Source organism: Idiomarina sp. UBA3162 (assembly GCF_002364475.1).
Lineage (GTDB): Bacteria > Pseudomonadota > Gammaproteobacteria > Enterobacterales > Alteromonadaceae > Idiomarina.
This window is the reverse complement of record NZ_DEYI01000057.1, coordinates 63,044-87,607: the sequence shown is the minus strand read 5'-3', so window position 1 is coordinate 87,607 and position 24,564 is coordinate 63,044. Positions and strand designations below refer to the sequence as shown.

Genomic DNA, 24,564 nt, shown 5'->3' with positions numbered 1-24,564 from the left:
CCTGTCTTGTTATTCGGTAACCTTAGCGCTCGAGTTACCGGTTATTTGAGAATGATTCGTTAAGTGTTCGTGCAACAACGCTTCAATGTAAGGTTGTTGCTTCTCTGTTAATAAACGTTCTGTTTCATTAAACGCGATCATTTTACCACGATATAAAATTAAGATCTTGTCAGCAATATGTTTCACGATTTGTGGCGAATGTGTCACGATAATGTATGAAATACCCATATCTTTTTGAAGATCGAGCATTAAGTTAATAATTTGTGCTCTAACAGATGGGTCCAGTGCGACCAACGCTTCGTCAGCTACGACGATTTGCGGGTCAAGAATAATGGCGCGCGCTATTGCCACCCGCTGCTTTTGTCCGGTCGACAACATGTGCGGATAAAATGCCGCATGCTCCGCCAACAACCCCACCTTACGTAATGTACTATTAATCAACTGTTTTCGTTCACTACTGGGCATGTCGCGATTGAATAAGAGAGGCTCTTCCAGTTGTTGTCCAACCGTTAGCTGTTGGTTGAGAGACTTGTCGCTGTCTTGGAAAACCATGCGAATGTTTTGGCACCGACGCTTAGATTGAGCGTAGTTAAGTTTTTGACCATTTAAATAAAGTTCGCCGCCAGTCGGCGCTTCAACGCCTGCGATAATCTTAGAAAGCGTTGATTTACCAGAGCCTGTTTCACCCATAATAGCGAGGGTTTGGCCTGCCTCAAGCGTAAAAGACGTCGGTTCTAACGCCACTGACTTTTTACTCCAGGGCCAAGCTCTGCGAGGCCTAAAGGTCTTAAATAAGTCGACAGCTTCGAGTAAGTGGCTCATGATTCTGGCTCATTTAGCGGAAAATGACAGTAATAACTTTGCTCTTCACGATGGCGTACCAGTGGAGCCTTAACGCATTGCTTTTGCGCGTAAGGACATCTGGGGCCAAGTCGGCAACCGATGGGCATATGACGCAACGTGGGAACCGCTCCCGGTAAACTCGGTAATTTAGATTTTGGTTCCAGTTCAGCGTGCGCTTGTAGGCTCATTTTTATCATGGCATCGGTGTACGGATGAGCAGGGCGGTTTAAAATAGTTTCAGTATCACCGTGCTCCATCATTTGTCCGCAGTAGAGCAAAGAAACCCGCTGTGTGGCGGGTAAGATCGATGCCACGTCTTGAGTAATTAAAAGTACCGACATGTTCTGACTGACTGCTAATTTACCTAGTAGACGTTGGATCTGGTCTTTAGTGGATGGCTCCATCGCGGTTGTAGGTTCATCGGCAATCAATAATTTAGGACGGTGAGCTATCGCAATAGCGATACTGACCTTTTGTGCAACGCCTTCTGATAACTCATAGGGATAGCTTTGCATAATCGCATCATGGTCACGAATGCCGACGCGGTGTAGCAACTGCGCTACGCGTGTTTTTCGATCAATGCGGCGGTGCATAAAAGTACCGGTCACATCGCCGGCTGGGATAGCTTCGGTAATTTGTTCTGCTACCGTAGAATTGGGATCGAGATAGGCGAGGGGATCTTGGAAAATCATTGCCATGTCACGCCCAGTAATTGCACGGCGCTGCTTCGGCGTCATCGCTAGCAGATCTTTTCCATTCCACCATAACCGGTCAGCGGTGACGTCCCAAAGTGGGTTCAGCACACCAATCACGGCTTTCGCGAGCAAACTTTTACCCGAGCCGGATTCGCCGACCAATGAGTGCACTTCACCCTCTTTGAGCTGCAAGCTGACCTTATCGAGAACGCGCACTCGGCCATGAGGACCGTCCATCTCGATAGTCAGATTGCGAATATCTAATAGGTCCATATCAGGTGTCCATGCGTTGTTTGATGGCACGACGTAAGCTGTCACCAACGACATTAATGGCCATAATAGTGATAAACAGTGATATGCCAGGAAGCACCATACTCCAAGGCGACAAATAGACCTCGTCTAAGCTGCGCGCCAACATACTACCCCATTCAGGTGTTGGGCTTTGCACACCCAAGCCTAAGAAGCTGAGGGCAGCAATATCCATAATCGCAACAGATAATGCGACAGTCAGCTGCATTACCAAGCTCGGCGTAATATTGGGTAGAATAACGCGATACATCAAGTACGTATTACTACAACCGTTTAAGCGCGATGCGGTGACATAATCTTTTTGCCACTCTTGGTAAACCGCGTTGCGTGTTACATAGATAAATTGGGGAATCAACGACAGTGTAATTGCAATAATTGCATTACCTAAGCCGGCGCCGAGTATGGCGATCAACACGAGCGCTAGCAAAAACGAGGGAATTGTTAGTAACCGGTCCAGTGTGCGTCCTAAGATGCGCAATTTAGACTGGGTATCAGCGCCCACCATGGCGCCGATAAAGATACCGACGGTCGAAGCTAAGATAACAATGACGATAGGAAGACCAAAGCTGAAGCGACCTCCAATCAGTAGTCGCGATAGCATGTCTCTGCCAAGGTCATCAGTACCAAACAAAAACTGCATATTACCGTCGTGCGTCCAGCTAGGCGGTAAGGAAATGGCATCAACAAACTGAACGTTTGCCGAATAAGGGGTGATTACTGGCGCTAAAATAACCAGTATAAGTAAGCTACCGAGCAGCCATAGTGAGATCATCGGCGCTAACCGACGTTTAAAGGCAAACCACACCAACTGTAGAGGCGATGGATTGCGCTCTTGATAATAAAGTTCAATATCCGCCATATCGCTCTTCTCGAGTCATAGGGAAACGCCAGCCACGGTAAACTTCAACAAGCAAGTTAAGCACCAATATCAGTGCCATTAGTGTAAATAACACCATCTGAATAATGGGATAATCGCGCTCAATAATTGCTTTTAGCAACCATGCGCCTGCTCCAGGCCAGTTAAAAATATGCTCAACAATCACTAGGTTCGCCATCATTAAACCAAAAATAAATGTCATTTGCGGCAATACGTCCTGTAAAACGTTAGGCAAAGCGTGCCTAAACAACAAACGTTGTTGGCTTAAACCCCGTGCCCGAGCTGCCTTTACGTAAGGTTTCTGAAGCACTTCTATAGTTTGGTTGCGGGTGATTCTTAGTAATAACATCGAGGGCAGGCTCGATAATGTCAGCACGGGAAGCACCAGATGCAATATCGCATCCTGTAATGCGGCAAGTTTATATTGGCTGTCGCTCAACAGAATATCAATGATGACCGAGCCTGTAATAGAATCGATAGCATACAATGGATTGATCTGCCCAGTGATGGGTAACCACTCAATTTGTACCGCAAACAATAAAATAAGCAACTGAGCTAGCCAAAACACGGGTATTGAGTAACCCGTCATGGCGCTAGTCAAAATGAATTTATCGATATTGTGGCGGAAGTAGTTGGCGGCAAGCATGCCCAGTGGCATACCAATGACTACAGCGACTAAAAAGCTTAATAGCAAAAGTTCAGCGCTCACAACTAAATATGTGGCCGCATCCTGCCAAACATCGGTACCCGTGGAGAGCGATACCCCCCAATCAAGTCGAACAATGTGTTCGAGGTAATTCAAGTATTGCTGGATGATAGTACTGTCGAAACTGCGACTTGTTAATGTCACCTCGTATGCGGCTTGTCCCTCTCGTATGCCACTCATATTAGTGAGTGGGTCGCCGGGGAAAAGCCAATTGAGCGCAAAGGTCACAACACTCAATACTAAAAGTGCGAGGAAGAAATAGAACAAGCGAGTCATTAGATAACGTGTCATTGGGCCGGTTGCTCCTTACCTGCTAAGCGGAAACTAATTCCACCGTAAGGGGGCAACTCAACACCCTTTACATACTCGCGTTGTGCCTGATAACGCATCGAGTGCGCTATGGGTAGCAAAGGCTGTTGTTGCATCAACAATTGTTGTGCGGCGTGGTAAAGTTGCTTTCGCTCTGCGTTATCTGTGGTTGAGATAGCCTGATACAGAATTTGATCAAACCCTGTGTGGCACCAGTTAGCGCGGTTACTGCCACTCGCGACCGCAGCACAGCTTAGTAGCGGCCGGAAAAAGTTATCTGGATCGGCGTTATCGGCATACCAACCGATCAAAACAGAGTCATGTTCAGAACGGCTTAGACGCCGCCTAAAGGTGTTCCATTCATAACTTATAATGCGTACATCGACGCCGACTTCGGCTAAATCAGACTGCATCAACTCAGCCATTCGGCGAGCGTTAGGGTTATAGACCCGCTGCACTGGAATCGCCCAGATGTCCATCTTGAACCCTGGCTGTATGCCTGCTTCACGGAGCATTTTGCGCGCTTTGTCGGGGTTATATTGATATTCAAGTTCAGCATCTGTAGATGCCCATGAAGTGGGCGGAAGAATGGATTCGGCGAGCTCCGCGTTACCATAATAGATGGTATCAATGATCGCCTTGCGGTTAATGGCGTAACTGAGCGCTTGGCGTACTTGTGGGTCGTCAAAAGGTGGCCGCTGCGTGTTAAACGCCCAAAACGAAACGTTCGGACTCACTTCAGAGCGCACTTCGATCTCTTCTCGGTTGAGTGATTTTAACTCACTTACCAAAGGATACGGAATCACATCACATTCGCCGGTCACCAATTTAAGCATTCGCTTATTTGCGTTAGGTGTGATGGAAAAAACTAACCGTTCAATTTCTGGTCCTTGGCGCCAATAGTTTTCGTGGCGATGATAACGGATATGATAATCTTTTTTAAACGCCACAAATTTAAATGGGCCTGTACCAATCGGCTGTTTATCAATCAGTGCTTGATGACCTTTTAAGGTTAATTGATCGGCATATTCTTTCGATAAAATTATTGCAAAGTCGGTGGCTAAATTCGCTAAGAATGAACTATCGGGATGGGTAAGTACGATATCCACAGTGTAGGGGTCGACTTTCTCAACATCACTGATGAGTTGATCGAGCCCAGTCGCTGCGAAGAAAGGATAAAAGCCCCCGCCGACTGAATGATATGGGGCCTCGCTATCAAGCCAGCGACGAAAGCTAAACACCACATCGTCTGCATTAAAGGTGCGTGTGGGCGTGAAATAATCGGTACTATGAAAAGTAACCCCTTGGCGCAACTTAAAACGGTAGCGCTGGCCATTGTCGAGTGCTTGCCAGTCTGTTGCCAAAGCGCTGACAAACGCTTGCTGTTCTGCATCGTAATCGATTAATCGGTCGTATAATTGTGAGGCCGTGGCGTCGACAGTGGTGCCAGAAGTAACGCGTTGCGGATTGAAGCTCTCGGGGTTTCCTTCAGAACAATAGATAAGCCCGTTTTGCAACGGTTCCGGCACATCTGTCTGCTCACTGCAACTGAATAGAAAAAAGCTAGTGAAAGCAGTGACTAAAATCGACTGTTTAGACATTGTATTATTGCGTTCCTTCGAGCAATTGGTATTTCTTCAGATAGCCACGCAATTGATGATAAGTTAAACCTAAATGCTTAGCCGTGCGCTTCTGGTTATATTGACATAACTTCAGGGCCTCGGTCAGCAATTGAATCTCAAATTGTTGCGATTGTTCTTTCAAGTCGATGGGGTTTTCTAAGTTTATCCGATGCGGCGCCGTGTCGTTTACATCTTGTTCGGTTGGCGTGTCATCATCGTTTGAGGCTTGGGTTGGCTCTGGTTGTGACACAGACGGACTGCTCGTTTCACGAATGGGTAGATGACTTTGTGGACGAAATGGGCTGTCAAAGGCATCGAATATAATTTCAGTCACCGGAATATGACCATTGCCCGTTCGATAGACACTGCGCTCGATAACATTTTTAAGCTCACGCACGTTACCCGGCCAGTCATAATCCAATAGCGCACGTTTAGCGCGTTCACTAAAGCCGCTGAATAGTTCATATTCTAATTCGCGCGCCATATTAATGGCAAAATGCTCGGCTAACACCATGATGTCTTCGCGACGATGACGTAGGGGCGGTAAGGTGATCACATCGAAGGCTAAACGGTCGAGCAAGTCATGTCGGAACTTTCCAGCTGCCGCCAAGCTTGGTAAATCTTCGTTGGTCGCGGCAATAAGGCGGGTGTCTACTTTGATGGGGCGGGTGCCACCCACACGCTCAAACTCACCGTATTCGATCACGCGCAGTAGCTTTTCTTGCACCAGCATCGAGGTGTTGGCCAACTCATCCAAAAATAAGCTGCCGCCATCGGCACGTTCAAAACGTCCCTCGTGACGTTTTGATGCACCGGTAAAGGCACCCGATTCGTGACCGAAGAGCTCGCTCTCTAGTAAATTATCGTTTAACGAGGCACAATTCAGCGTGACGTATTTTTGGTCCCAACGCTGAGACAGGTAGTGACATCGTGCTGCAATCAGCTCTTTACCTGTTCCGCGTTCACCAATAATGAGGATAGGCTTGCTCAACGGAGCAACCTGAGACACGTGCTCGAGGACTTCGATAAAACTATTTGACTGACCAATTAGATTATCGGAAGGGCGGCTTCGACTCATTTGATTATTTTTCCATTTTTATAGTTATTTTTGCTAATTATTAGTCAAATTTACATAAAAAGGCAAGTGCTAAAAATCGTAATAAATAAAAAAATCAAGTAAAAACAATAAATTAGAAATTAAATACAAGTTGGCGTGGATATTGAATAGATCTTGGCACGGTCGTAAGACCCAATTTGTATTTAACACTAAGGGGTATTAGTTATGGGTATCTTTTCACGCTTTAGCGATATTGTTAACTCAAATATCAACTCACTGCTTGATAAGGCAGAAGATCCACAAAAAATGGTTCGCCTCATCATTCAAGAAATGGAAGACACATTAGTTGAAGTGCGCTCAACATCAGCGCGCTTGATTGCTGAAAAGAAAGACGTACAACGTCAACAGCAACGCGTTGAGCACGAAGTGTTGGATTGGGAAAACAAAGCTGAGTTGGCACTCTCTAAAGAGCGCGAGGATCTTGCAAAACAGGCGTTAATTGAGAAGCAAAAAGCGCAGCAAGCGGTTGACTCATTACAGCAAGAGTTAGAGCGAGTTGATGAGAGCTTATCGAAACTGAACGATGAAATTTCACAGTTGCAGGAAAAGCTCGCCGATGCAAAAGCACGTCAAAAGACGATTCTGATGCGCGAGAAAACCGCTTCAAGCCGTTTGCAAGTGCGCAAACAAGTTGATAGTGGCAAAGTAGACGAAGCGATGATGAAGTTCGATCGCTATGAAGCCAAAATTGACGATATTGAAGCGCAAGTTGATGCTTACGATATGGGCAAACGAACTTTGCGTGATGAATTTGCAGAGCTCGAAAATGAGAGTAAAGTGACTGATGAACTCGAGGCTTTAAAAGCGCGCATGAACGCAAAAAAGAACGAGAACAGTCAATAACTTAGCCTTTAGGACGAAGCAATATGGACTTTCTAGAGTTTTTGATGGCGCCGATTATCATATTTTTGGTGATTGTCGCCCCCATTTGGTTGATTCTTCATTACAAGAGCAAGCGTAATGCGAGCCAAGGTATCAGTGAAGAAGAACGCAGCCAACTGAATCAAATGAGTGAGCGAGTTGAGAAAATGCGTGAACGCGTGCAAACGCTTGAACGCATCTTAGATGCTGACTCACCTAGCTGGAGGGAACACAAATGAGTGCTACTGAACGCAAACGTCAGCTCCAACGCAATGCAGAAACAGGTAAAATCGCCGGCGTTTGCGCCGGCCTTGCCGACTACTTAAATATCGAAACCTGGGTGGTGCGGTTGATTTTTTTCACCGGCCTTATTTTCTCTCAAGGTTTCTTTCTCATACTGTATATCGCGGGTTGGTTAATTTTAGATAAAAAGCCGCGCTCGGAAGGGCATCATGATATGCACATCAAGACGCGTGTGTATGGTGGTGGTAAACCCGCAAGCCAAGCTGTCGTAGAAATGGAACAAGAATTGAAATCGTTGGATGAACAAGTGCAACGGATGGAAAAATACGTCACTTCAACACAATACAATTTGAACCGTGAATTAAAACAGCTGTGATTTCACTGAAAAAGACTCAACAACAAACCCGCGATCTCATCAATCGTGGGTTTGATCGTCATATTAGACTGGCGGTTACAGGCCTCAGCGGGGCGGGCAAAACGGCACTCATTACCGGTATGCTTGAGCAAGTGCTGAACGGTTACGATGCGAAGCAGTTAGCGTTCTGGCAAGTTAAACATTCTGGCCGTTTGCTAGGCAGTCGTCTGATAGAGAATCGTGATTGGTCGACGCCACGGTTCGCGTATGAAGAGGCGGTGAAAGTGCTTACTTCAGCACATCCAAGTTGGCCCTCGTCTACGCGTGACGTGAGTGAAATTCGCTTTGAAATCAAATATCAGCCACGTTCTGGTCTTGCTAAACATCTAATGGATGAGCGTCGACTCGTGGTTGAGTTGGTCGACTATCCCGGTGAATGGTTATTAGACTTACCACTACTGCAAAGCCATTACGGTGCGTGGTCCGCTCAGCAGAACCAATTGAATCAACAAGGTGAGCGCGCCAACCATTTTGCGTCATGGTATCAGCAGGCTCAATCGCAACTTGAAAATGGACCTGTATCTGATACGACCCTGCGAGAGCTGGCACAGGGTTACCAGCAGGCTTTAAAATCAGCTCAAGCAGCGGGCTTTTACAACCTGCAACCAGGTCGTCATTTGCTTCCGGGACAACTCGAAGGAGCGCCTGTATTGGCATTTTTCCCTTGGCCATTCAGTGATCAAAACGCTACGCAATTTGAACATTTAAAGCGCGTATTTGAGCGTTATAAGGAACAGGTCATCAAACCGTTTTATAAGAATCACTTTCAGGGATTTAACCGACAAGTCATTTTGGTAGACGTGCTCACCGCGCTCGAACAGGGAAAGGCGCGCTTTGATGAGCTGATAGAAACGCTCACGGGTCTGTTAAATAGTTTTGAATATGGCGAGAACGCGCTGTTGAGGCGGATAATTTCACCCGCTATCGATAAAGTAGCGTTGGTGGCGTCCAAAGTCGACCATGTGGGACCGGATGGGCAACAGGCACTGAATCAATTGTTAGCTGAGATGTTACGTCGTTCACGCCAGCACTTTCAGTTTGAACGGATCGAACATGAACTATTCGCCGTGGCCGGTATTGCAACCAGTAAAGCAGGGCGTTTAAGCGATGGTACCGTGGTGTTAGACGGTTACTTAAAAGGCAATCAAAAAGTGCGTATTGGCGCACCTGCGGTTCCTACGCAGTTACCCAATGCCGATCAGTGGCAGCAGGGCTTTGAATTTCCACAATTCGTTCCGCACTTTAGCGCCGCTGATTCGCCTTTACCGCACATTCGGCTCGATCAGCTACTCGAGTTTCTGTTAGGAGATAAGTTGAAGTGAAGCAGGATAGCCAATTAAAGTTTTATGCTATTGACGAGCCCGTTGATACGGTTGAGGACGAGACCGCAGATATGAATGCGGATGCGGCTAAAACGATTGCGGTATCAACACAGCGAAAAGGCAGCACTAAACTGCGAAAACTGGCAAGGGTGACACTAATAGCCGTATTGATCGGAGTGCTGACGGAGACCGTGCTCGGCATCTATTCCGCCTTTCAAGCGTCATTCTGGCTTGGCTCGCTGTGGCTCGTGATAAGTGTGATGCTGTGTTTGACGCTATTTGGCTTTTTTATTCGTGAGTGGTGGCTGTTAAGAAAGTTGAAGCAGCGTTGGCAGATGCAAACGCACTTTGACGAGCAATCACATATTCGGGCATTGCAACGGCCCGATTTAGAACAACAGTGGCAGCAACAGCGTCAGTCGCATTGGACTGATACTGAAGTGACGACACGGTTTGAACACGACATTTTAGCTAAAGTGGATCAAACTGCCGTGCGTCGGATCCGTAAGTGGTCCTTAGAAGCAGCTGCGTTGGTCGCTATCAGTCCAAGTAGTCTGGCTGATATGCTTCTGTTGCTTTGGCGCAACCAACGTATGATTAGCGAATTGTCACAACTTTACGGTGTGAAGCTCGGTTATTGGAGTCGCATAAAATTATGGCGTCAAATATTGACCAATCTTGCCTACGCCGGCGTCAGCGAGCTCATTGTTGATATGGGCAGTCAGTGGTTGAGTACCGAGTTGGTTGCACGGCTCTCAGCACGAGCGGCGCAGGGCGTAGGCGCGGGATTACTAACGGCACGTTTAGGTTTGCAAACAATACGTTTGGTCAGACCTTTACCCTACGTATACACGCAAAAACCGAGCTTACTATCCATGCAAAAGCTGTTGGTTAAGGATTTAGCAAAACAGTTTCCAACAATGTTTAAAGGCAAATCCGATCACGCGCCAAGCCAAAACAGTCAATCATTATAGCTGGTTAGACCAGTTAAGTGGAAAAATAGCGTTACAGCCGCTTGCATAAATGTCGGCTGCTGAAGCATTGCCTTTTGATAGCGTCTGACTGCACTCTTATTCCATAACAAAAATATGACAAATGAAGACTTTTTGGTCGTGACTTTGGGACGGAATAATGAGCGAAGGTAAGCAGTCAACGGAACATCATCAATTAGCCACGCAAGTCATCCATGGCGGCAAAGCGCCGCAGGATCCTGAGGGTGCGTTAGTTGCTCCGCTGTATCAAACATCGACATTTAAATTTAGTCACGCTGATCAGGGGAGCGCTCGATTTGCCGGTGAAGAACCAGGCTACATCTACAGCCGTCTTGGTAATCCTACGATCACCCAATTAGAAACTCGCGTCGCCGGACTCGAAGGTTTTTCAGCCGCCGCCGCAAGCGCGACCGGCATGGGAGCGATTGCAGCTACAACCATGGCACTCGTGCGTTCAGGTGATCACGTGTTGGTCTCGGACGCGATTTATGGCTGTAGCTTCGCATTGTTCAGTGAGTTATTTGAGCGGTTTGGTATCGAGGCTGAATTTATTGATATGGCCGACCCAGACCAAATTACCGCGCATTTGCGCGATAATACGCGGTTTGTGTTTATCGAGACGCCCGCTAACCCACATTTAAAGCTACTTGATATTGCCGCAATCAAAACTGCCATGGGTAGCAGTGCAGCTAAGCTAATCGTCGACAATACCTTTATGACGCCTTTGCTGCAGCAGCCTAAGTCACTAGGTGCAGATATTGTGATTCACAGTGCTACGAAATTTCTAAACGGCCACGGTGATGTCGTGGCGGGTATCGTATGTGGTGACGAAGAAACCATCGCCGATATTAAAATGACAACGCTGAAAGATATGGGCGCGACGATGAGTCCCCATGATGCTTGGCTCATTTTGCGAGGTCTCAAAACACTCGACGTTCGCATGCAAAGACATTGCGATAACGCCGAGAAAGTTGTCAGTTTCTTGCAGCAGCATGAACGGGTAAAGAAAATCTACTATCCGGGATTAGCGAACCACCCCAAACACGATTTGGTGGGGTCGCAAATGCAACGCGCAGGCGCTGTGATTGCATTTGAGCTGCACAGTGATGAGTCGGGAGCGCGCGCATTTTTGGATGCGCTAGACATGATTGCACTCGCGGTGAGTTTGGGGGACGCCGAGACCTTGATTCAACATCCAGCCTCTATGACGCATTCACCGTATACACCTGAGGCGCGTCAAGCCGCGGGCATTAGCGATACGCTACTGCGTATTGCCGTGGGTTTAGAGGATGCTAACGATATCATCGCTGACCTGAAGCAAGCGCTTGATAGTGTTGCCAGCCGCTGGCGTGATTCGGCCTAGCCATACAGACTTTAATTATTAATCTACACTTAAATTAGAACAGCAAGAAGAGGCATAATCATGGGTAAAGAGAGTAATTACGTATCCAAACAGCCCGATGCCGAGGGAATCATCCATTGGACTGATGAGGAGAATCAGGTTTGGCACGACTTAGTCGATCGTCAACTTAAGTGCATTCCAGGCAAAGCGTGTGATGAGTACATGAAAGGACTCGAGCTACTCGACTTGCCAAAAGATCGTATACCGCAATTGCACGAGCTTAATGAAGTGCTGGAGCGCGAAACTGGTTGGCAGGTTGCTGCAGTGCCGGCACTGATTCCATTTGACGAATTCTTTCGGTTATTGGCTAACAAGCAGTTCCCAGTCGCCACATTTATTCGCACACGAGAAGAGTTCGACTATTTGCAAGAGCCCGACATTTTTCACGAAATCTTCGGACATTGCCCGCTGTTGACCAACCCTGCATTTGCCCACTTTACACATCAATATGGCAAGCTGGGTTATGCGGCGACACCCAAAGAACGCGTTTACTTGGCTCGCCTATACTGGTTTACTGTTGAATTCGGCTTGTTACAAACGGATGAAGGCATCCGCATTTATGGTGGTGGTATTTTATCCTCACCGGCGGAAACTGAATATGCGGTGAACAGTGAGAAACCTGAACGCCACCCATTGAAAGCGTTGGATGCACTGCGAACCCCATATCGGATCGATATTATTCAGCCCGTGTACTACACCATCAACAGCGTTGATGAACTATTTGAGATTTCAGATATGGATATCATGGCGTTGGTACGCGAGGCGATGGAACTGGGACTCTTTGAACCAAAATTTCCGCCTAAAGACGCGGCATAATAATTAATAGGAGTATTTATATGGCTGCATTAAATCAAGAACATTGTGAAGCATGTAACGCAGACGCACCTAAGGTCAGTGATGATGAGTTGGCATCGTTAATGCGCGAAATCCCTGAGTGGACGCCGGTCAGTGACGACGGTGTGATGATGTTACGTCGCGAATTTAAATTCAAAAATTTCCGCCAAGCATTAGAATTCACCAATAAAGTCGGCGAAATCGCTGAGGCTGAGAAGCACCACCCAGAAATTATCACTGAATGGGGTAAGGCGACGGTAACGTGGTGGACCCACGCAATTAATGGCTTACACAAAAACGACTTTGTCATGGCTGCGAAAACGGACGAAATCTTAAAATAAGCTTAAGATTTGTCAAATAGTTCGATAGAACGTCGAAAACCCTAGCTCAACGGCTAGGGTTTTCCTGTATCCACGCTTGAATATCCTGTACGATATACTTTACAGATCTCTCAACCTGAACGAATGACATGAGACTAGAGATAACCTGCGATGACCGTTTGGGCATATGCCTTGATGTATTGCAGATACTTCGCGATCAAGAAATCGATTTAAGAGGTATTGAAATTGATCCGCGCGGAAAGATTTATCTAAACTTTCCAGAACTCGCGTTTGAAGACTTCAGCCACTTAATGCCACAAATACGTCGAATTCCAAATGTTATCGATGTGAAGACCATCCCTTACATGCCTTTTGAGCGTGAGCATTTTGAATTTGATTTACTCCTAAGCACGTTGCCCGATCCGGTGATATCTATTGATATAAAAGGGCGTGTCGACATTATTAATGATGCGGCAGCGCAGCTATTAGGTGCGCCGAAAGACACCCTTAACGGTGAGTATTTATCACAATTTATCACTGGGTTTGGACTCGCCCGGTGGCTTGACAAACAACCAAAAGAACCGGTTTTTGAGGCGGTTGTAATTAACAATGCCGAGTACTACGCACAGATTCTGCCTATTTGGGTGACAGGAGAGGATAGCAGTCGGTCATTTGCCGGCGCTGTTTTAACCTGTAAGACCGAGCCAAACGTCGCTCAGTGGCAGAATAATAAAAACGACTCTGCCTTCGATCGGTTATTGACTGAAAACGCCGCGTTCAAGAAAGTGATCAAAGAAGCACAGCGCATGGCAGAACTTGATGCGCCACTTTTAATCGAGGGTGAAACAGGCGTTGGCAAAGAATTGCTGGCGAAGGCGTGCCATCAAGCATCTGCCCGCGCCGATAAACCGTTTTTGGCGATTAATTGCGCCGCATTACCTGATAATGTTGCCGAGAGTGAATTATTTGGTCACGGCGCAGGCAGCTTGTCAGAACACAGTGCTAAAAAGACCGGCGTATTAGAACAAGCCGCTGGCGGTACGGTGTTACTGGACTCAGTCGGGGAGATGTCGATTAATCTGCAGGCAAAGCTATTGCGCTTTTTAGAACATGGTGTGTTCCGTCGTATCGGCGAAGAGCAAGAAGTCAGCGTCGATGTACGAGTCATATGTACTGCACAAAACCATCTTTATGAGTTGGTTGAGGCGGGGGCTTTTCGCGAAGACTTATACTACCGACTCAACGTGCTCGCATTGAATGTACCCGCACTGCGGGAACGTAAAGCGGATACAGTGCTACTGGCTGAACACTTTATTTCGCAAGCGTGTAAATCGCTCGGACGCAGCCTCGTCAAACTGAGTCGTTCAGCAAAAGATCGTATAAAGAGCTATCAATGGCCAGGTAACGTGCGGCAGTTGGAAAATACGATGTTCCGTTCTGTGTCTATGCTCGACGGCGACGTGCTCGAGGCGAATGATGTTAAGTTACCCGAAGCGCAAGTAGATGATGATCCGTTAGCCATTGAAATTGAAGATATCAGTTTGGATGAGGCGGTGCGTCGTTTCGAGAGTACCGTCTTAAAACGGCTTTATCCGAGCTTTCCAAGTACGCGGCAATTGGCACGTCGTCTGGGTCTTTCGCATACGGCAGTCGCGAATAAGTTGCGCGATTATGGGATTGGTAAACAGCGTAAGAAAAGCCAGTCTTAATCCGCTGTAAACTTTTTATAACACCTCATGACAAGGTGTATACTAAAGTTTACGACATATTTATTTGAGTCCATGAGCAGAGCGCGTCTTAACGCGCTCTCTTTTTTTTGTAAATAAAAGGTTACAAAGTTTCGCTCCGCCTTAGCTTCTGAAGTTTTCACGCTTTACTCGCTCATTTCAGCCAAGCCCCCTAAAGTAACGGTTACATAAAACAAAAAAACACCGATGTAATCGAACACAGAAGGAAGTAGTTATGAGCGACATTAATTATAATCCACTAAATACTGATGGTTTTGAGTTTGTTGAATACACCGCACCTGATGCAAAAGGTATTGCAGCCCTTAAAGATTTGTTTGATAAGTTAGGCTTCACCGAAGTGGCTAAGCATAAAAGCAAAGAGGCCTGGCTTTATAAGCAAAACGATATTCAGTTCGTGATCAACTCACAAGTGGGTGGGCAAGCCGAGGAATTTGCTAAAAAACACGGTCCCAGCGTATGTGGCATGGCATGGCGCGTAGCGGATGCAAAAAAAGCATTGGAGCACGCGTTAGACAATGGCGCCAAAGCCTTTCCTGGCGACCAGGGCGTGATTGAAGAAATTCCAGCGGTATACGGTATCGGTGAGAGTGCGTTGTACTTTATCGATAACTACAAGGATATGGCTGTTTACACGGATCACTTTGAATTCTATCCCGACTGGCAAGAAAAAATGTCGTCACATGCAGCAGGTCTGTATGAAATCGATCACCTGACTCACAACGTGTTCCGCGGCAATATGGATACATGGGCAGGCTTTTATGAGCGCATCGGTAACTTCCGTGAGATTCGTTATTTCGATATCGAAGGCAAGCTCACGGGTTTATTAAGTCGCGCCATGACGGCTCCGTGTGGCAAAATCCGTATCCCAATCAACGAATCGCACGATGATAAATCGCAAATTGAAGAGTATTTACGCGAGTATAACGGTGAAGGCATTCAACACATTGCATTGACCAGTGACAATATCTATAAAACAGTAAAAGATTTGCGCAGTATCGGTATGGAATTCATGGATACGCCAGATACTTACTACGAGAAAATCAATGAGCGTGTAGAAGGTCATGAAGAAGACGTTGAAGCACTTCGCGACCAGCGTATTTTGATCGACGGCGCGCCGATGAAAGATGGCATCTTGCTACAAATCTTTACCCAAACCGTGATTGGTCCGGTGTTTTTTGAAATTATTCAGCGTAAAGGTAACGAAGGTTTTGGTGAAGGTAACTTCAAAGCCTTATTCGAAAGTATCGAAGAAGACCAAATCCGTCGAGGAGTATTGAGCGATGCGTAAGTGGATCAGCTTTCCCAAACAGGAAGGCGCGCATTCACGGCAGGCTCATGCTGACTTTCCTGAGCAGGCGATGTATGAACGTGAAGCGGGTCGAAGTGGATTCTTCGGCCCTGCTACTCATTTCCATCATCAGCACGCACCGACAGGTTGGTCGGATTGGCAAGGACCGTTGCGTCCGCGCGCCTTCGACTTTAATCAACTGAAAGACCTCGATCAAGAAAACCCCTGGTTAGTGAATAACCTGCTTGAGAACGCCAACTGTAAGTTTCGTTTATGGCACTGCCAAAGTAAGATGAACTATCTGGTGCGCAATGCGGACGGTGATGACTTGCTGTTCGTTCATGAGGGCAGTGGTCATGTATTTTGCGATTATGGTCATATCAAGCTTGTTAAAGGCGACTACTTTCTTATTCCACGCTCAACAAGCTGGCGCATTGAGCCCGAAGAGCCAATGCAGCTGTTGATGATCGAAGCGACTAATGGTGCGTATCAGTTACCTGAAAAAGGACTGGTCGGTAACCATGCGATTTTCGACCCGGCAGTACTCGATACACCGGCGATTGATGATGCCTTCAAGGCACAATATAGCGAAGAGCAGACGCAAACCTTCGTCAAACGTCACCAGCAAGTTTCGGTGATTACCTATCCGTTTAATCCGTTGGACGCGGTGGGTTGGCATGGCGATTTGGCACCGGTTCGACTTAATTGGCGTGATATTCGCCCGTTGATGAGTCACCGCTACCATTTGCCGCCTTCAGCGCATACGACGTTCGTTGCGGAGCGATTTGTGGTGTGTACCTTTGTTCCTCGTCCTATCGAGAGCGATCCAGGTGCATTGAAAGTGCCGTTTTATCATAATAATGATGATTATGACGAAGTGTTGTTTTATCACGAAGGTGACTTCTTTAGTCGCGATAACATCGATCGTGGTATGGTGACCTTTCACCCGGCAGGTTTTACCCACGGACCACACCCAAAAGCCTTTAAAGCGGGTCTAGAACATAAAAAGAAATTCACCGATGAAGTCGCAGTCATGCTCGACACGCGCGATGCATTAGAAGCATCCGATGCGGCAATGAGTGTTGAGAATCCCGACTACGTGTTCAGTTGGAAGGAGAAGTAAAACAATATGAAACTAGCAACCTATCGAAATGGTACGCGCGACGGCCAGCTGATGGTCGTCAGCCGTGACTTAACCAAAGCAGTAGCCATTCCAGCCATCGCGAGTTGTATGCAAGAGCTCGTTGATAACTGGGACGAGCTTGCGCCAAAAGCTGACGCGGTTTATCAATCACTGAATCAAGGTGATGTTGAAGGGGCTGTGACATTTGAGCAGCATTTGTGTGAGTCACCGCTACCACGGGCTTATCAGTGGGCTGATGGCAGCGCTTACGTGAATCACGTTGAGTTGGTACGTAAAGCACGCGGCGCTGAAATGCCACCGAGCTTTTGGGAAGATCCATTGATGTATCAAGGGGGTTCAGATGACTTCCTTGCTCCGCACGATGATATTGAGATGGCGAGCAATGAGTGGGGCATCGATTTTGAAGGCGAAATCGCAGTCATCACTGACGATGTCCCGATGGGGATTGAAGCCAAAGATGCCAGCCAACACATTAAATTATTGATGTTGGTCAATGATGTATCTTTACGTGGCCTGATTCCGGGTGAGCTGGGTAAAGGCTTCGGCTTTTTCCAAAGTAAACCCTCATCTGCATTTTCGCCGGTTGCCGTCACTCCGGACGAGTTGGGTGACGCATGGCAAGACAGCAAAGTGCATTTACCGCTGTTATCACAATACAACGGAAAGCCTTTCGGTAAGCCTAACGCGGGCGAAGACATGACATTTAACTTCGCGCAGTTGGTTGCTCACGCAGCAAAAACTCGCCATTTGGGCGCCGGTGCAATCATTGGTTCAGGTACAGTATCTAATAAGCAGGGTACCGATCATGGGACAGCGATCGCCGAAGGCGGCGTAGGGTCTAGCTGTATTGCAGAAGTGCGTATGATCGAAACTATTCGTGACGGACAGCCCACGACCCAGTTTATGGACTTTGGTGATACCATCCATTTTGAAATGAAAAACGCCGATGGCGAGTCGATCTTCGGCGCTATCGACCAAAAAGTGGTGCAATACAAAGGACCGAAATAATGATGGAACTTTACGGATACTGGCGCTCAAGCGCCAGTTTTCGTGTGCGCTTAGGACTGGCATTTAAACAGTGCGACTATACTTATCACCCGGTTCACCTAGTCAAAGATGGCGGTGAGCAGCATAGTGAAGCGTACCGGAAACTAAACCCTTCTGAACTCGTCCCTACGTTGATTGATGGTGACGTTAAACTCAATCAGTCGCTAGCCATTCTCGAATATCTCGATGATTGTTACCCCGATAATCCTTTGCTACCCGCGGAACATGTTGCCAAAGCGCAAGTGCGCGCGCTCGCCTATGATCTAGCGTGTGAGCTGCAACCCGTAACCAACCTGCGTGTATTGCAGTATTTGACGGGCACGCTTAAATGCAGTGATGAACAGAAAGTTGAGTGGATCCATCACTGGGTCACGAAGAGCTTTACCGCATTTGAACAGCGGCTTGCCGATTATGCAGGTGATTATTGCTTTGGAAATTCGGTAACATTGGCAGATATTTGTTTGTTGCCGCAAGTGTACAACGCAGTTCGGTTTAATGTGCCGCTAGACGACTATCCAAACCTATTGCGTGTACACAGCAATTTAATAAAGCTGGATGCGGTTCAACAAGCCTTACCGGAAAATCAACCCGACGCACAATAAAGGAAATCAGTATGCAAAAATCCCGTTTGGTGATCGCACTGAGCGCGGCGCTCGTCACTGCGTCTTGCGCATCCACTCAAAGCACGGTTGCGCAATCTACAACCACTCAAAAGGCGCCCACACCCGCAACTTTAAAAGCAGACCCACTGGCTTCGGCTGAGGGCGTGGCTGAGCTTACCCTTGAGCAAATCATGGCTGATCCCGATTGGATGGGGCGCTTTCCTGAAAACGCGTTTTGGAGCTTAGACGGGCAAGATATCCTGTTCTACCAAAAACGCGAAGGTAGTGAAGTTCGCGACTTAATGATAATTAAGGGTGGACAAGGTGAGCCGCAGGCTGTGCCACTCTCGGAGCAACACCTTTATATCGCTGACGAAAAAGAATCGTCGGTAGCGGGTGACTGGTTAGCATACACCTTTAAAGGTAACGTGTTTGTACGTTTTGGTAATGGAGAAGTAAAGCAACTTACACGCGATAGCGAGCGTCAGCACAACCTTCAAGCGATGGCGGATGGCTCGTTAAGTTATCAGCAGGGCCAGCAGTTTTTCCGTATCGACGTACGTTCAGGTTTGTCACAGCAAATGGCTGATATCCAGTTCGCTGACGAGCCACAAGCCAATGAAGCGCCGGCTGACTATATCGCTAAGGAAGAACAGAAGCTGATTCAGTTCGTACAGAAAGAGCGTAAAAATCGTGCGGAACAGTTTGAATATCAGCAGCAGTTACAGCAACAAAATGACACATTAGCGCCGCAGGCGTTTTATCTTGATAAACGTATGCAATGGGTCGATGGACGCCTGTCGCCGAACGGACGTTACCTGTTGGTTGCTATGTCCGAGCCACAGAGTTGGCGCGATGACGGCGATATCATGCCGAACTACATCACAGAAGATGGTCGCATTGAGCCGGAGAAAGTGCGTCGCCGTGTCGCCGATGCAAAACCTCAGCAACATCAGTTAGTGTTGCTGGATCTGCAGACGCACACTCAAACGAGTTTGACCTACAACACACTCGACGGCTGGAACGAAGACGTGTTGGCTGCGGTAAAATCTGAAAATGCCAAAGCGGAAGGTCAGTCATACGAAAGCAAAAAAGAACCTCGTGCTATTCAGTTGATGGCTGACTGGGGCTGGGAAAACGGTGCGATTCAGTGGAACCAAGAAGGTTCGGAAGTGGCCGTTATGCTCGAAGCTTGGGACAACAAGGATCGTTGGATTGCGACCGTCGACTTCGGCGCTAAGCAGTTAGAGCAGCAAGATCGCTTACACGACGATGCATGGATTAATTACACACACAATGAGTTTGGTTGGGTCGATCACGATACGCTTTGGTTCATGTCCGAAGCGGATGGCTACTCACATCTGTATGCGCGTGATCTCGATAAACAAACCACGCAATTGACTGAAGGCCAATACGTGGTGGAAACACCGACACTATCGGCTGACAGCAGTCAGTTGTACTTTCAAGCCAATCAACCCCACCCCGGTATTTATGAGATTTATCGTGTCGCAGTAGATGGCTCAAGTGAACCCGAACAGCTCACTGACTTAGGTGGAATGACGGGCTACGAATTAAGTCCAACGAGTGAGAAGTTACTCCTGACATATTCGACACCACTGATGCCGCCTGAGCTTTACGTTAAGAATGCAGATGCGACAGACGAAGCACAGCGACTTACACACACTGTGTCGGAGAAGTTTTTAAGTATCGACTGGACCGCGCCGGAAATCGTACCCATTGCTTCATCCCACGTAGATGAACCGATTTATACACGGGTATACAAACCGGAAGGCTTTGATGCCGAACGAGCAGAAGAATATCCGGCAGTCGTCTTTATTCACGGCGCGGGCTACCTACAAAATGCGCACATGGGCTGGTCTGGTTATTTCCGTGAATTTATGTTCCATAGCTTCCTTAACAAGCAAGGTTATGTCGTGGCTGATCTCGATTACCGAGGTTCTAAAGGTTACGGACGTGATTGGCGCACCGCAATCTATCGCCAAATGGGCACGCCTGAGGTTGAAGATTTGGTCGACGTAACGGATTGGCTACAAACCAATGTTAATGTTGATGGCGAGCGCATGGGTACTTATGGTGGCTCGTATGGTGGCTTTTTAACCTTTATGGCGCTATTTAAAGAACCTGGCTTATTCCAAGCCGGCTCGGCGTTGCGTCCGGTGACCGACTGGGCACATTACAACACAGGTTATACGTCCAATATTCTTAACTTACCGCAGGATGATGCGATCGCTTACCGTCGTAGCTCTCCCATTTATTTTGCGGATGGTTTAGAAGACGCGTTATTGATCAACTCACCGATGGTAGATGACAACGTATTCTTCCAAGACAGTGTGCGTCTTGTACAACGTTTGATTGAGTTGAAAAAGACCGACTGGGAAACCGCGATTTATCCAGTGGAGCCTCATGGTTTCCGTCAGCCGGAGAGTTGGTTAAACGAATACCGTCGTATTTATAAGCTGTTTGAGGAAAACCTACAGCAGGATTAATCCTGCTGTGTTTTCTGCCTGTTTACGGCGTCGGCTAACCGACGTCGTTGCAGGAACCAAGTAACTCCGCCAGCAATCATGCCGGCTGCATGAATCAAGGCGACATCCGGACCGACAAAATGGTCAGGTCTAAAGCCTGCTAGCTCGGCAATTACTTTACCCAGTAAAACCACAATGACTGCTAGGTACCAAGGCTGCTTGAGTGTCGCATTGATGAGGCATACCAGTAGTAGGCCATGTAGCACACCCGATAATCCGACATATTCTATCGTCTCCGGCCACAGCCATAGCAGACCACCGCTTATTACACTGATAAGCAAATAATTATTGAATAACTGACGCATATCGAATTGGTCATTAAAAATGCCGACGACCAATGCGAGTCCAGCCATATTAAATAGCCAGTGATTCCAATCCAAATGCACTAACGGAGCGCTGACTAAAGTCCAGATACTTTCACCCAGTTGAGCACTGTTATAAGTCAAAATTGCGTGGTAGGGCAGCCATTGCATGACTAACGATATTAAAATCAACACGGCTGCCGCCATTGCTCCACTGGTGAGTGATTGGGTTTTGTTCATAAGCGTTTGCCTGTTCTCCTGTTGCTCCGTATGATAGAGAGCACTACTTGTACCAGATGTTAGGGCTATCATGAAGTCAATTAATACCTCGCATTGGATTTTATCGTCTATCGCCGCGGCATTACTCGCCGCTTGCTCTCCTACTCAAACAAGTGCTAGCGCGACAGCGGCATCACAAGACTCTGAGCCAAAGCAAGAAGCGCGCGAGCCAGAAGTAGCGACGGGTTTTGCGGATAAAAAAGCAGTCGTAACGGATAACTTTATGGTGACTGCAGCCAACCCCCATGCCGTAGAGGCTGGCTATAAGGTTTTAAAACAAGGCGGTAGTGCCGTTGATGCCGCAATTGCGGTACAAGCAATGCTTGGCTTAACAGAGCCGCAGTCGTCCGGTATCGGTGGTGGTGCGTTTATTCTTTATTGGGATAACGAGCAACAAAAACTGTATACCATCGATGCGCGCGAGACAGCGCCGATGGAAGCGACTGAAGCGCTATTTCTTGACGAGGACGGTAATGCCCCGCCATGGATCGAAGCGGTCGTAGGTGGCCGTTCTGTGGGAACACCCGGTGTACTGCGTGGCTTGGAATTAGCACACCAAAAATGGGGCCAATTAAATTGGCAACCGTTGTTTGAAGATGCGATTAATCTAGCTGAGAACGGGTTTGAAGTCTCGCCTCGGTTAGCTAAGTTGGTCGAAAGCGAAATCAACCCAGGCGTTAAGAAAATGCCAACGATTTCAGATTATCTGTTTCCTGATGGGCAGCCGATTGAAGCAGGCATGACTTTGGTCAACAAAGCTTATGCCGATAGCCTGAGCTTGATTGCTAAGCAGGGTGCGGATGCGTTTTACCAAGGCCCATTAGCCGAAAAAATTGTTGATGCGGTGCGGAATAGTCCGATAGCGCCTGGCGTTCTAAGTACCAAGGATTTAGCCCAGTACCAGGCGATTATCCGCGAACCGGTCTGTGATGCGTATCGTCAGTATCAGGTCTGTGGTATGGGACCGCCGAGCTCTGGTGGTCTGACGACGTTGCAAACACTGGGTATATTGCAGAACTATGATGTCTCGTCATGGAAAGTAAATGGCGAACAGTTTGCCCATCACTTTACCCAAGCCTCTCGACTGGCTTTTGCCGATCGTAATCAATGGATTGCGGATCCAGATTTTGTATCCGTCCCGATGCAGGGCATGTTGAACAACGACTATCTCGCTAAACGCGCAAAGCAAATCGATGAGCGTGATATGGGCAAAGCTAAGCCGGGTTTATACTTGAAGCCTGAGTATGAGCAAGACATTGCTTATGAACGACCCAACACGAGTCATATGTCGATTGTCGACAGCGAAGGCAACGTCATTTCCATGACCACCAGCATAGAGATGGGCTTTGGCTCTACGGTCATGGCAGGTGGATTTATTTTAAATAACCAACTTACCGACTTCTCGCTAACACCGATGGACGAGGCTGGACGTAAAATAGCAAACCGTGTGCAACCGGGTAAACGTCCTCGTAGTTCCATGTCACCGACCATCGTACTCAACGAAGCGGGCGACCACGTTGTGCATGCGTTGGGATCGCCTGGTGGCAGTCGAATTATCAATTATGTCACCCAAACGGTTGTGGGGTTGCTCGATTGGAATTTAGACATGCAACAAGCCATTGATTTAGGTCACGTGACTAATCGTAATGATTATACTGCGCTGGAGAAAGGTCGTGATATTGCAACGCTGAAAGAAGCTTTAGAAAAGCGCGGTCATGATGTCAAAATCATTGATTTAAACAGCGGTATTCACGGCATTACGGTGTTACCCAACGGGCAGTTACAAGGTGGTGCGGATCCGCGTCGCGAAGGCATTGTAATGGGGCAATAAGGTAGCGAGTAATGATTAATACCAAGTTTAACGTTAGGTGTTGCTCAGTTGCTTTTGTCGTCGTGATCTTAAGCGTATTGGCAGGCTGTGAGCCTGCCAAAGAAACCAGCTACACCAATAGTATGGGGCAAGAGACCAGTCACGAAACTCAGAGCAAAATGCATGCCGCATTGAGTTTTTACTATGCGATTTATCGCGAGGATGATTTAAATGTGGCAAAGCACTTTGCTTCTGAACGAATGTCTCAGTTAATAGAGCACTACGGTTCTGTAAGCGCCGTACAACGTTATGTGTTAAACCGCTACTTTGATCGCGTCGAAATTTCTATCGACCCATCATCATTTAAGCAGTACTTGAATCGTGACGACGAGCAACGTGTCACACTGGTTTTTGATGGCTCGTATGATGGTGAGATGGTGAAAGACCGTCGAGATATTGTATTAGTTAAAGAAAAGAACGTGTGGCGCGTGGATCAAATTCTTGACCCACGCTATCGACCTTAACTCAAACTTGCTTTGGCTTATCCGTATAGGGGGGCCAACCTAAGGGTTTGCCCGCCAACAAGTGTAAGTGAATATGGTACACCGATTGGCCGCCGTGCTCATTACAGTTCATCACGCAGCGATAGCCGTCTTTTGCGAATCCATACTGCACGGCTAGTTTACCTGCAACCACGTACAAGTGACCGACCAGACCCGCATCTTCCTCATCAATATCATTGATGGTAGCGATCGCTTTTTTGGGAATAATGAGCAGGTGCACGGGGGCTTGAGGATTGATGTCCTTAAACGCGAGTGCGTGATCGTCTTCGTACACGATATCCGCAGGAATCTCGCGATTAATAATTTTGGTGAAAATAGTTTCTTCTACCATAACCTTATGTCCCTTATAAGTACGTTACCCTCATGGT

Annotated in this window: 24 protein-coding genes; 16 read left to right on the top strand and 8 right to left on the bottom strand. The window is 47.4% G+C overall.

The genetic code is table 11. The features are described from left to right. Positions 1–9 precede the first annotated feature (9 nt). Genes B2X00_RS07340 through pspF form a run of 6 tightly spaced genes read right to left on the bottom strand, consistent with a single transcriptional unit; the run spans position 10 to position 6,439 of the window. Entirely contained in the window at positions 10–822 is an 813-nt protein-coding gene (locus B2X00_RS07340; RefSeq protein ID WP_071463723.1) for an ATP-binding cassette domain-containing protein, read from the bottom strand. Continuing rightward, positions 819–1,811: an oligopeptide/dipeptide ABC transporter ATP-binding protein gene (locus tag B2X00_RS07335; protein WP_290486804.1), complete on the bottom strand. Its 993-nt coding sequence runs from the start codon at positions 1,809–1,811 to the stop codon at positions 819–821. Before B2X00_RS07335 ends, B2X00_RS07340 begins: the two co-directional genes overlap by 4 nt. Position 1,812: 1 nt before the next feature. Further along, positions 1,813–2,706 carry an ABC transporter permease subunit gene (locus B2X00_RS07330; protein WP_290486802.1) on the bottom strand — a complete coding sequence of 298 codons (894 nt, stop codon included), beginning with the start codon at positions 2,704–2,706 and terminating at the stop codon, positions 1,813–1,815. Then, positions 2,693–3,721, bottom strand: coding sequence for an ABC transporter permease (locus tag B2X00_RS07325; RefSeq protein WP_290486800.1), 1,029 nt, complete (start codon positions 3,719–3,721; stop codon positions 2,693–2,695). The genes B2X00_RS07330 and B2X00_RS07325 overlap by 14 nt, the downstream gene beginning before the upstream one ends. Beyond that, positions 3,718–5,340: an ABC transporter substrate-binding protein gene (locus B2X00_RS07320; protein ID WP_290486798.1), complete on the bottom strand. Its 1,623-nt coding sequence runs from the start codon at positions 5,338–5,340 to the stop codon at positions 3,718–3,720. The genes B2X00_RS07325 and B2X00_RS07320 overlap by 4 nt, the downstream gene beginning before the upstream one ends. 4 nt (positions 5,341–5,344) lie before the next feature. Beyond that, complete coding sequence (gene pspF, locus B2X00_RS07315; RefSeq protein ID WP_290486793.1) at positions 5,345–6,439, bottom strand: phage shock protein operon transcriptional activator; 1,095 nt, start codon at positions 6,437–6,439, stop codon at positions 5,345–5,347. 204 nt (positions 6,440–6,643) lie between these two features. Here pspF and pspA point away from each other — a divergent pair, with 204 nt between their 5' ends. The 14 genes from pspA to B2X00_RS07245 all read left to right on the top strand — a co-directional run bounded on the left by pspA (position 6,644) and on the right by B2X00_RS07245 (position 21,203). Then, positions 6,644–7,321, top strand: a complete 678-nt coding sequence (pspA, locus tag B2X00_RS07310; protein WP_071463727.1) for a phage shock protein PspA — start codon at positions 6,644–6,646, stop codon at positions 7,319–7,321. 23 nt (positions 7,322–7,344) lie between these two features. Beyond that, the gene (gene pspB, locus B2X00_RS07305) at positions 7,345–7,578 is read left to right on the top strand and encodes an envelope stress response membrane protein PspB (protein ID WP_006956019.1); all 234 of its coding nucleotides are present in this window, start codon (positions 7,345–7,347) and stop codon (positions 7,576–7,578) included. Continuing rightward, entirely contained in the window at positions 7,575–7,958 is a 384-nt protein-coding gene (gene pspC, locus B2X00_RS07300; RefSeq protein WP_290486791.1) for an envelope stress response membrane protein PspC, read from the top strand. Before pspB ends, pspC begins: the two co-directional genes overlap by 4 nt. Then, positions 7,955–9,319 (top strand): YcjX family protein, encoded by a 1,365-nt coding sequence (locus B2X00_RS07295; protein ID WP_290486786.1) that lies wholly within the window; start codon positions 7,955–7,957, stop codon positions 9,317–9,319. Before pspC ends, B2X00_RS07295 begins: the two co-directional genes overlap by 4 nt. Continuing rightward, a complete protein-coding gene (locus tag B2X00_RS07290; protein ID WP_290486784.1) occupies positions 9,316–10,293 on the top strand; it encodes a TIGR01620 family protein in 978 nt (325 codons plus the stop codon). The genes B2X00_RS07295 and B2X00_RS07290 overlap by 4 nt, the downstream gene beginning before the upstream one ends. A 157-nt stretch (positions 10,294–10,450) precedes the next feature. After that, entirely contained in the window at positions 10,451–11,674 is a 1,224-nt protein-coding gene (gene megL / locus B2X00_RS07285) for a methionine gamma-lyase (protein WP_290486779.1), read from the top strand. A 60-nt stretch (positions 11,675–11,734) separates the two neighbouring features. Continuing rightward, a complete protein-coding gene (gene phhA / locus B2X00_RS07280; protein ID WP_290486777.1) occupies positions 11,735–12,529 on the top strand; it encodes a phenylalanine 4-monooxygenase in 795 nt (264 codons plus the stop codon). 20 nt (positions 12,530–12,549) lie between these two features. Beyond that, entirely contained in the window at positions 12,550–12,888 is a 339-nt protein-coding gene (locus B2X00_RS07275; RefSeq protein ID WP_071463732.1) for a 4a-hydroxytetrahydrobiopterin dehydratase, read from the top strand. A gap of 128 nt (positions 12,889–13,016) precedes the next feature. Beyond that, complete coding sequence (tyrR, locus tag B2X00_RS07270; RefSeq protein ID WP_290486776.1) at positions 13,017–14,576, top strand: transcriptional regulator TyrR; 1,560 nt, start codon at positions 13,017–13,019, stop codon at positions 14,574–14,576. A gap of 253 nt (positions 14,577–14,829) precedes the next feature. Then, positions 14,830–15,903 carry a 4-hydroxyphenylpyruvate dioxygenase gene (gene hppD, locus B2X00_RS07265; RefSeq protein WP_290486775.1) on the top strand — a complete coding sequence of 358 codons (1,074 nt, stop codon included), beginning with the start codon at positions 14,830–14,832 and terminating at the stop codon, positions 15,901–15,903. Continuing rightward, on the top strand, positions 15,896–17,026 hold the full coding sequence (locus B2X00_RS07260) for a homogentisate 1,2-dioxygenase (RefSeq protein WP_272978238.1): 1,131 nt from the start codon (positions 15,896–15,898) through the stop codon (positions 17,024–17,026). Before hppD ends, B2X00_RS07260 begins: the two co-directional genes overlap by 8 nt. Positions 17,027–17,032: 6 nt before the next feature. Continuing rightward, positions 17,033–18,055, top strand: coding sequence for a fumarylacetoacetate hydrolase family protein (locus B2X00_RS07255; protein WP_290486772.1), 1,023 nt, complete (start codon positions 17,033–17,035; stop codon positions 18,053–18,055). Between the two features lie 2 nt (positions 18,056–18,057). Further along, the gene (gene maiA / locus B2X00_RS07250) at positions 18,058–18,696 is read left to right on the top strand and encodes a maleylacetoacetate isomerase (RefSeq protein WP_290486833.1); all 639 of its coding nucleotides are present in this window, start codon (positions 18,058–18,060) and stop codon (positions 18,694–18,696) included. Between the two features lie 11 nt (positions 18,697–18,707). After that, entirely contained in the window at positions 18,708–21,203 is a 2,496-nt protein-coding gene (locus B2X00_RS07245) for a S9 family peptidase (protein ID WP_290486770.1), read from the top strand. Here the strand turns inward: B2X00_RS07245 and rrtA are convergent. Then, positions 21,200–21,784 (bottom strand): rhombosortase, encoded by a 585-nt coding sequence (gene rrtA / locus B2X00_RS07240; protein ID WP_290486768.1) that lies wholly within the window; start codon positions 21,782–21,784, stop codon positions 21,200–21,202. The two genes, B2X00_RS07245 and rrtA, sit on opposite strands and share 4 nt — an antisense overlap. Positions 21,785–21,854: 70 nt before the next feature. On the opposite strand from rrtA, the gene ggt reads away from it, so the two are divergent. Next, positions 21,855–23,654 (top strand): gamma-glutamyltransferase, encoded by a 1,800-nt coding sequence (gene ggt / locus B2X00_RS07235; RefSeq protein WP_290486766.1) that lies wholly within the window; start codon positions 21,855–21,857, stop codon positions 23,652–23,654. A gap of 11 nt (positions 23,655–23,665) precedes the next feature. Then, complete coding sequence (locus tag B2X00_RS07230; protein ID WP_290486764.1) at positions 23,666–24,157, top strand: hypothetical protein; 492 nt, start codon at positions 23,666–23,668, stop codon at positions 24,155–24,157. Position 24,158: 1 nt separating this feature from the next. Here the strand turns inward: B2X00_RS07230 and B2X00_RS07225 are convergent, their stop codons facing one another. Continuing rightward, positions 24,159–24,527 carry a histidine triad nucleotide-binding protein gene (locus B2X00_RS07225; RefSeq protein WP_290486762.1) on the bottom strand — a complete coding sequence of 123 codons (369 nt, stop codon included), beginning with the start codon at positions 24,525–24,527 and terminating at the stop codon, positions 24,159–24,161. Between the last annotated feature and the right edge of the window lie 37 nt (positions 24,528–24,564).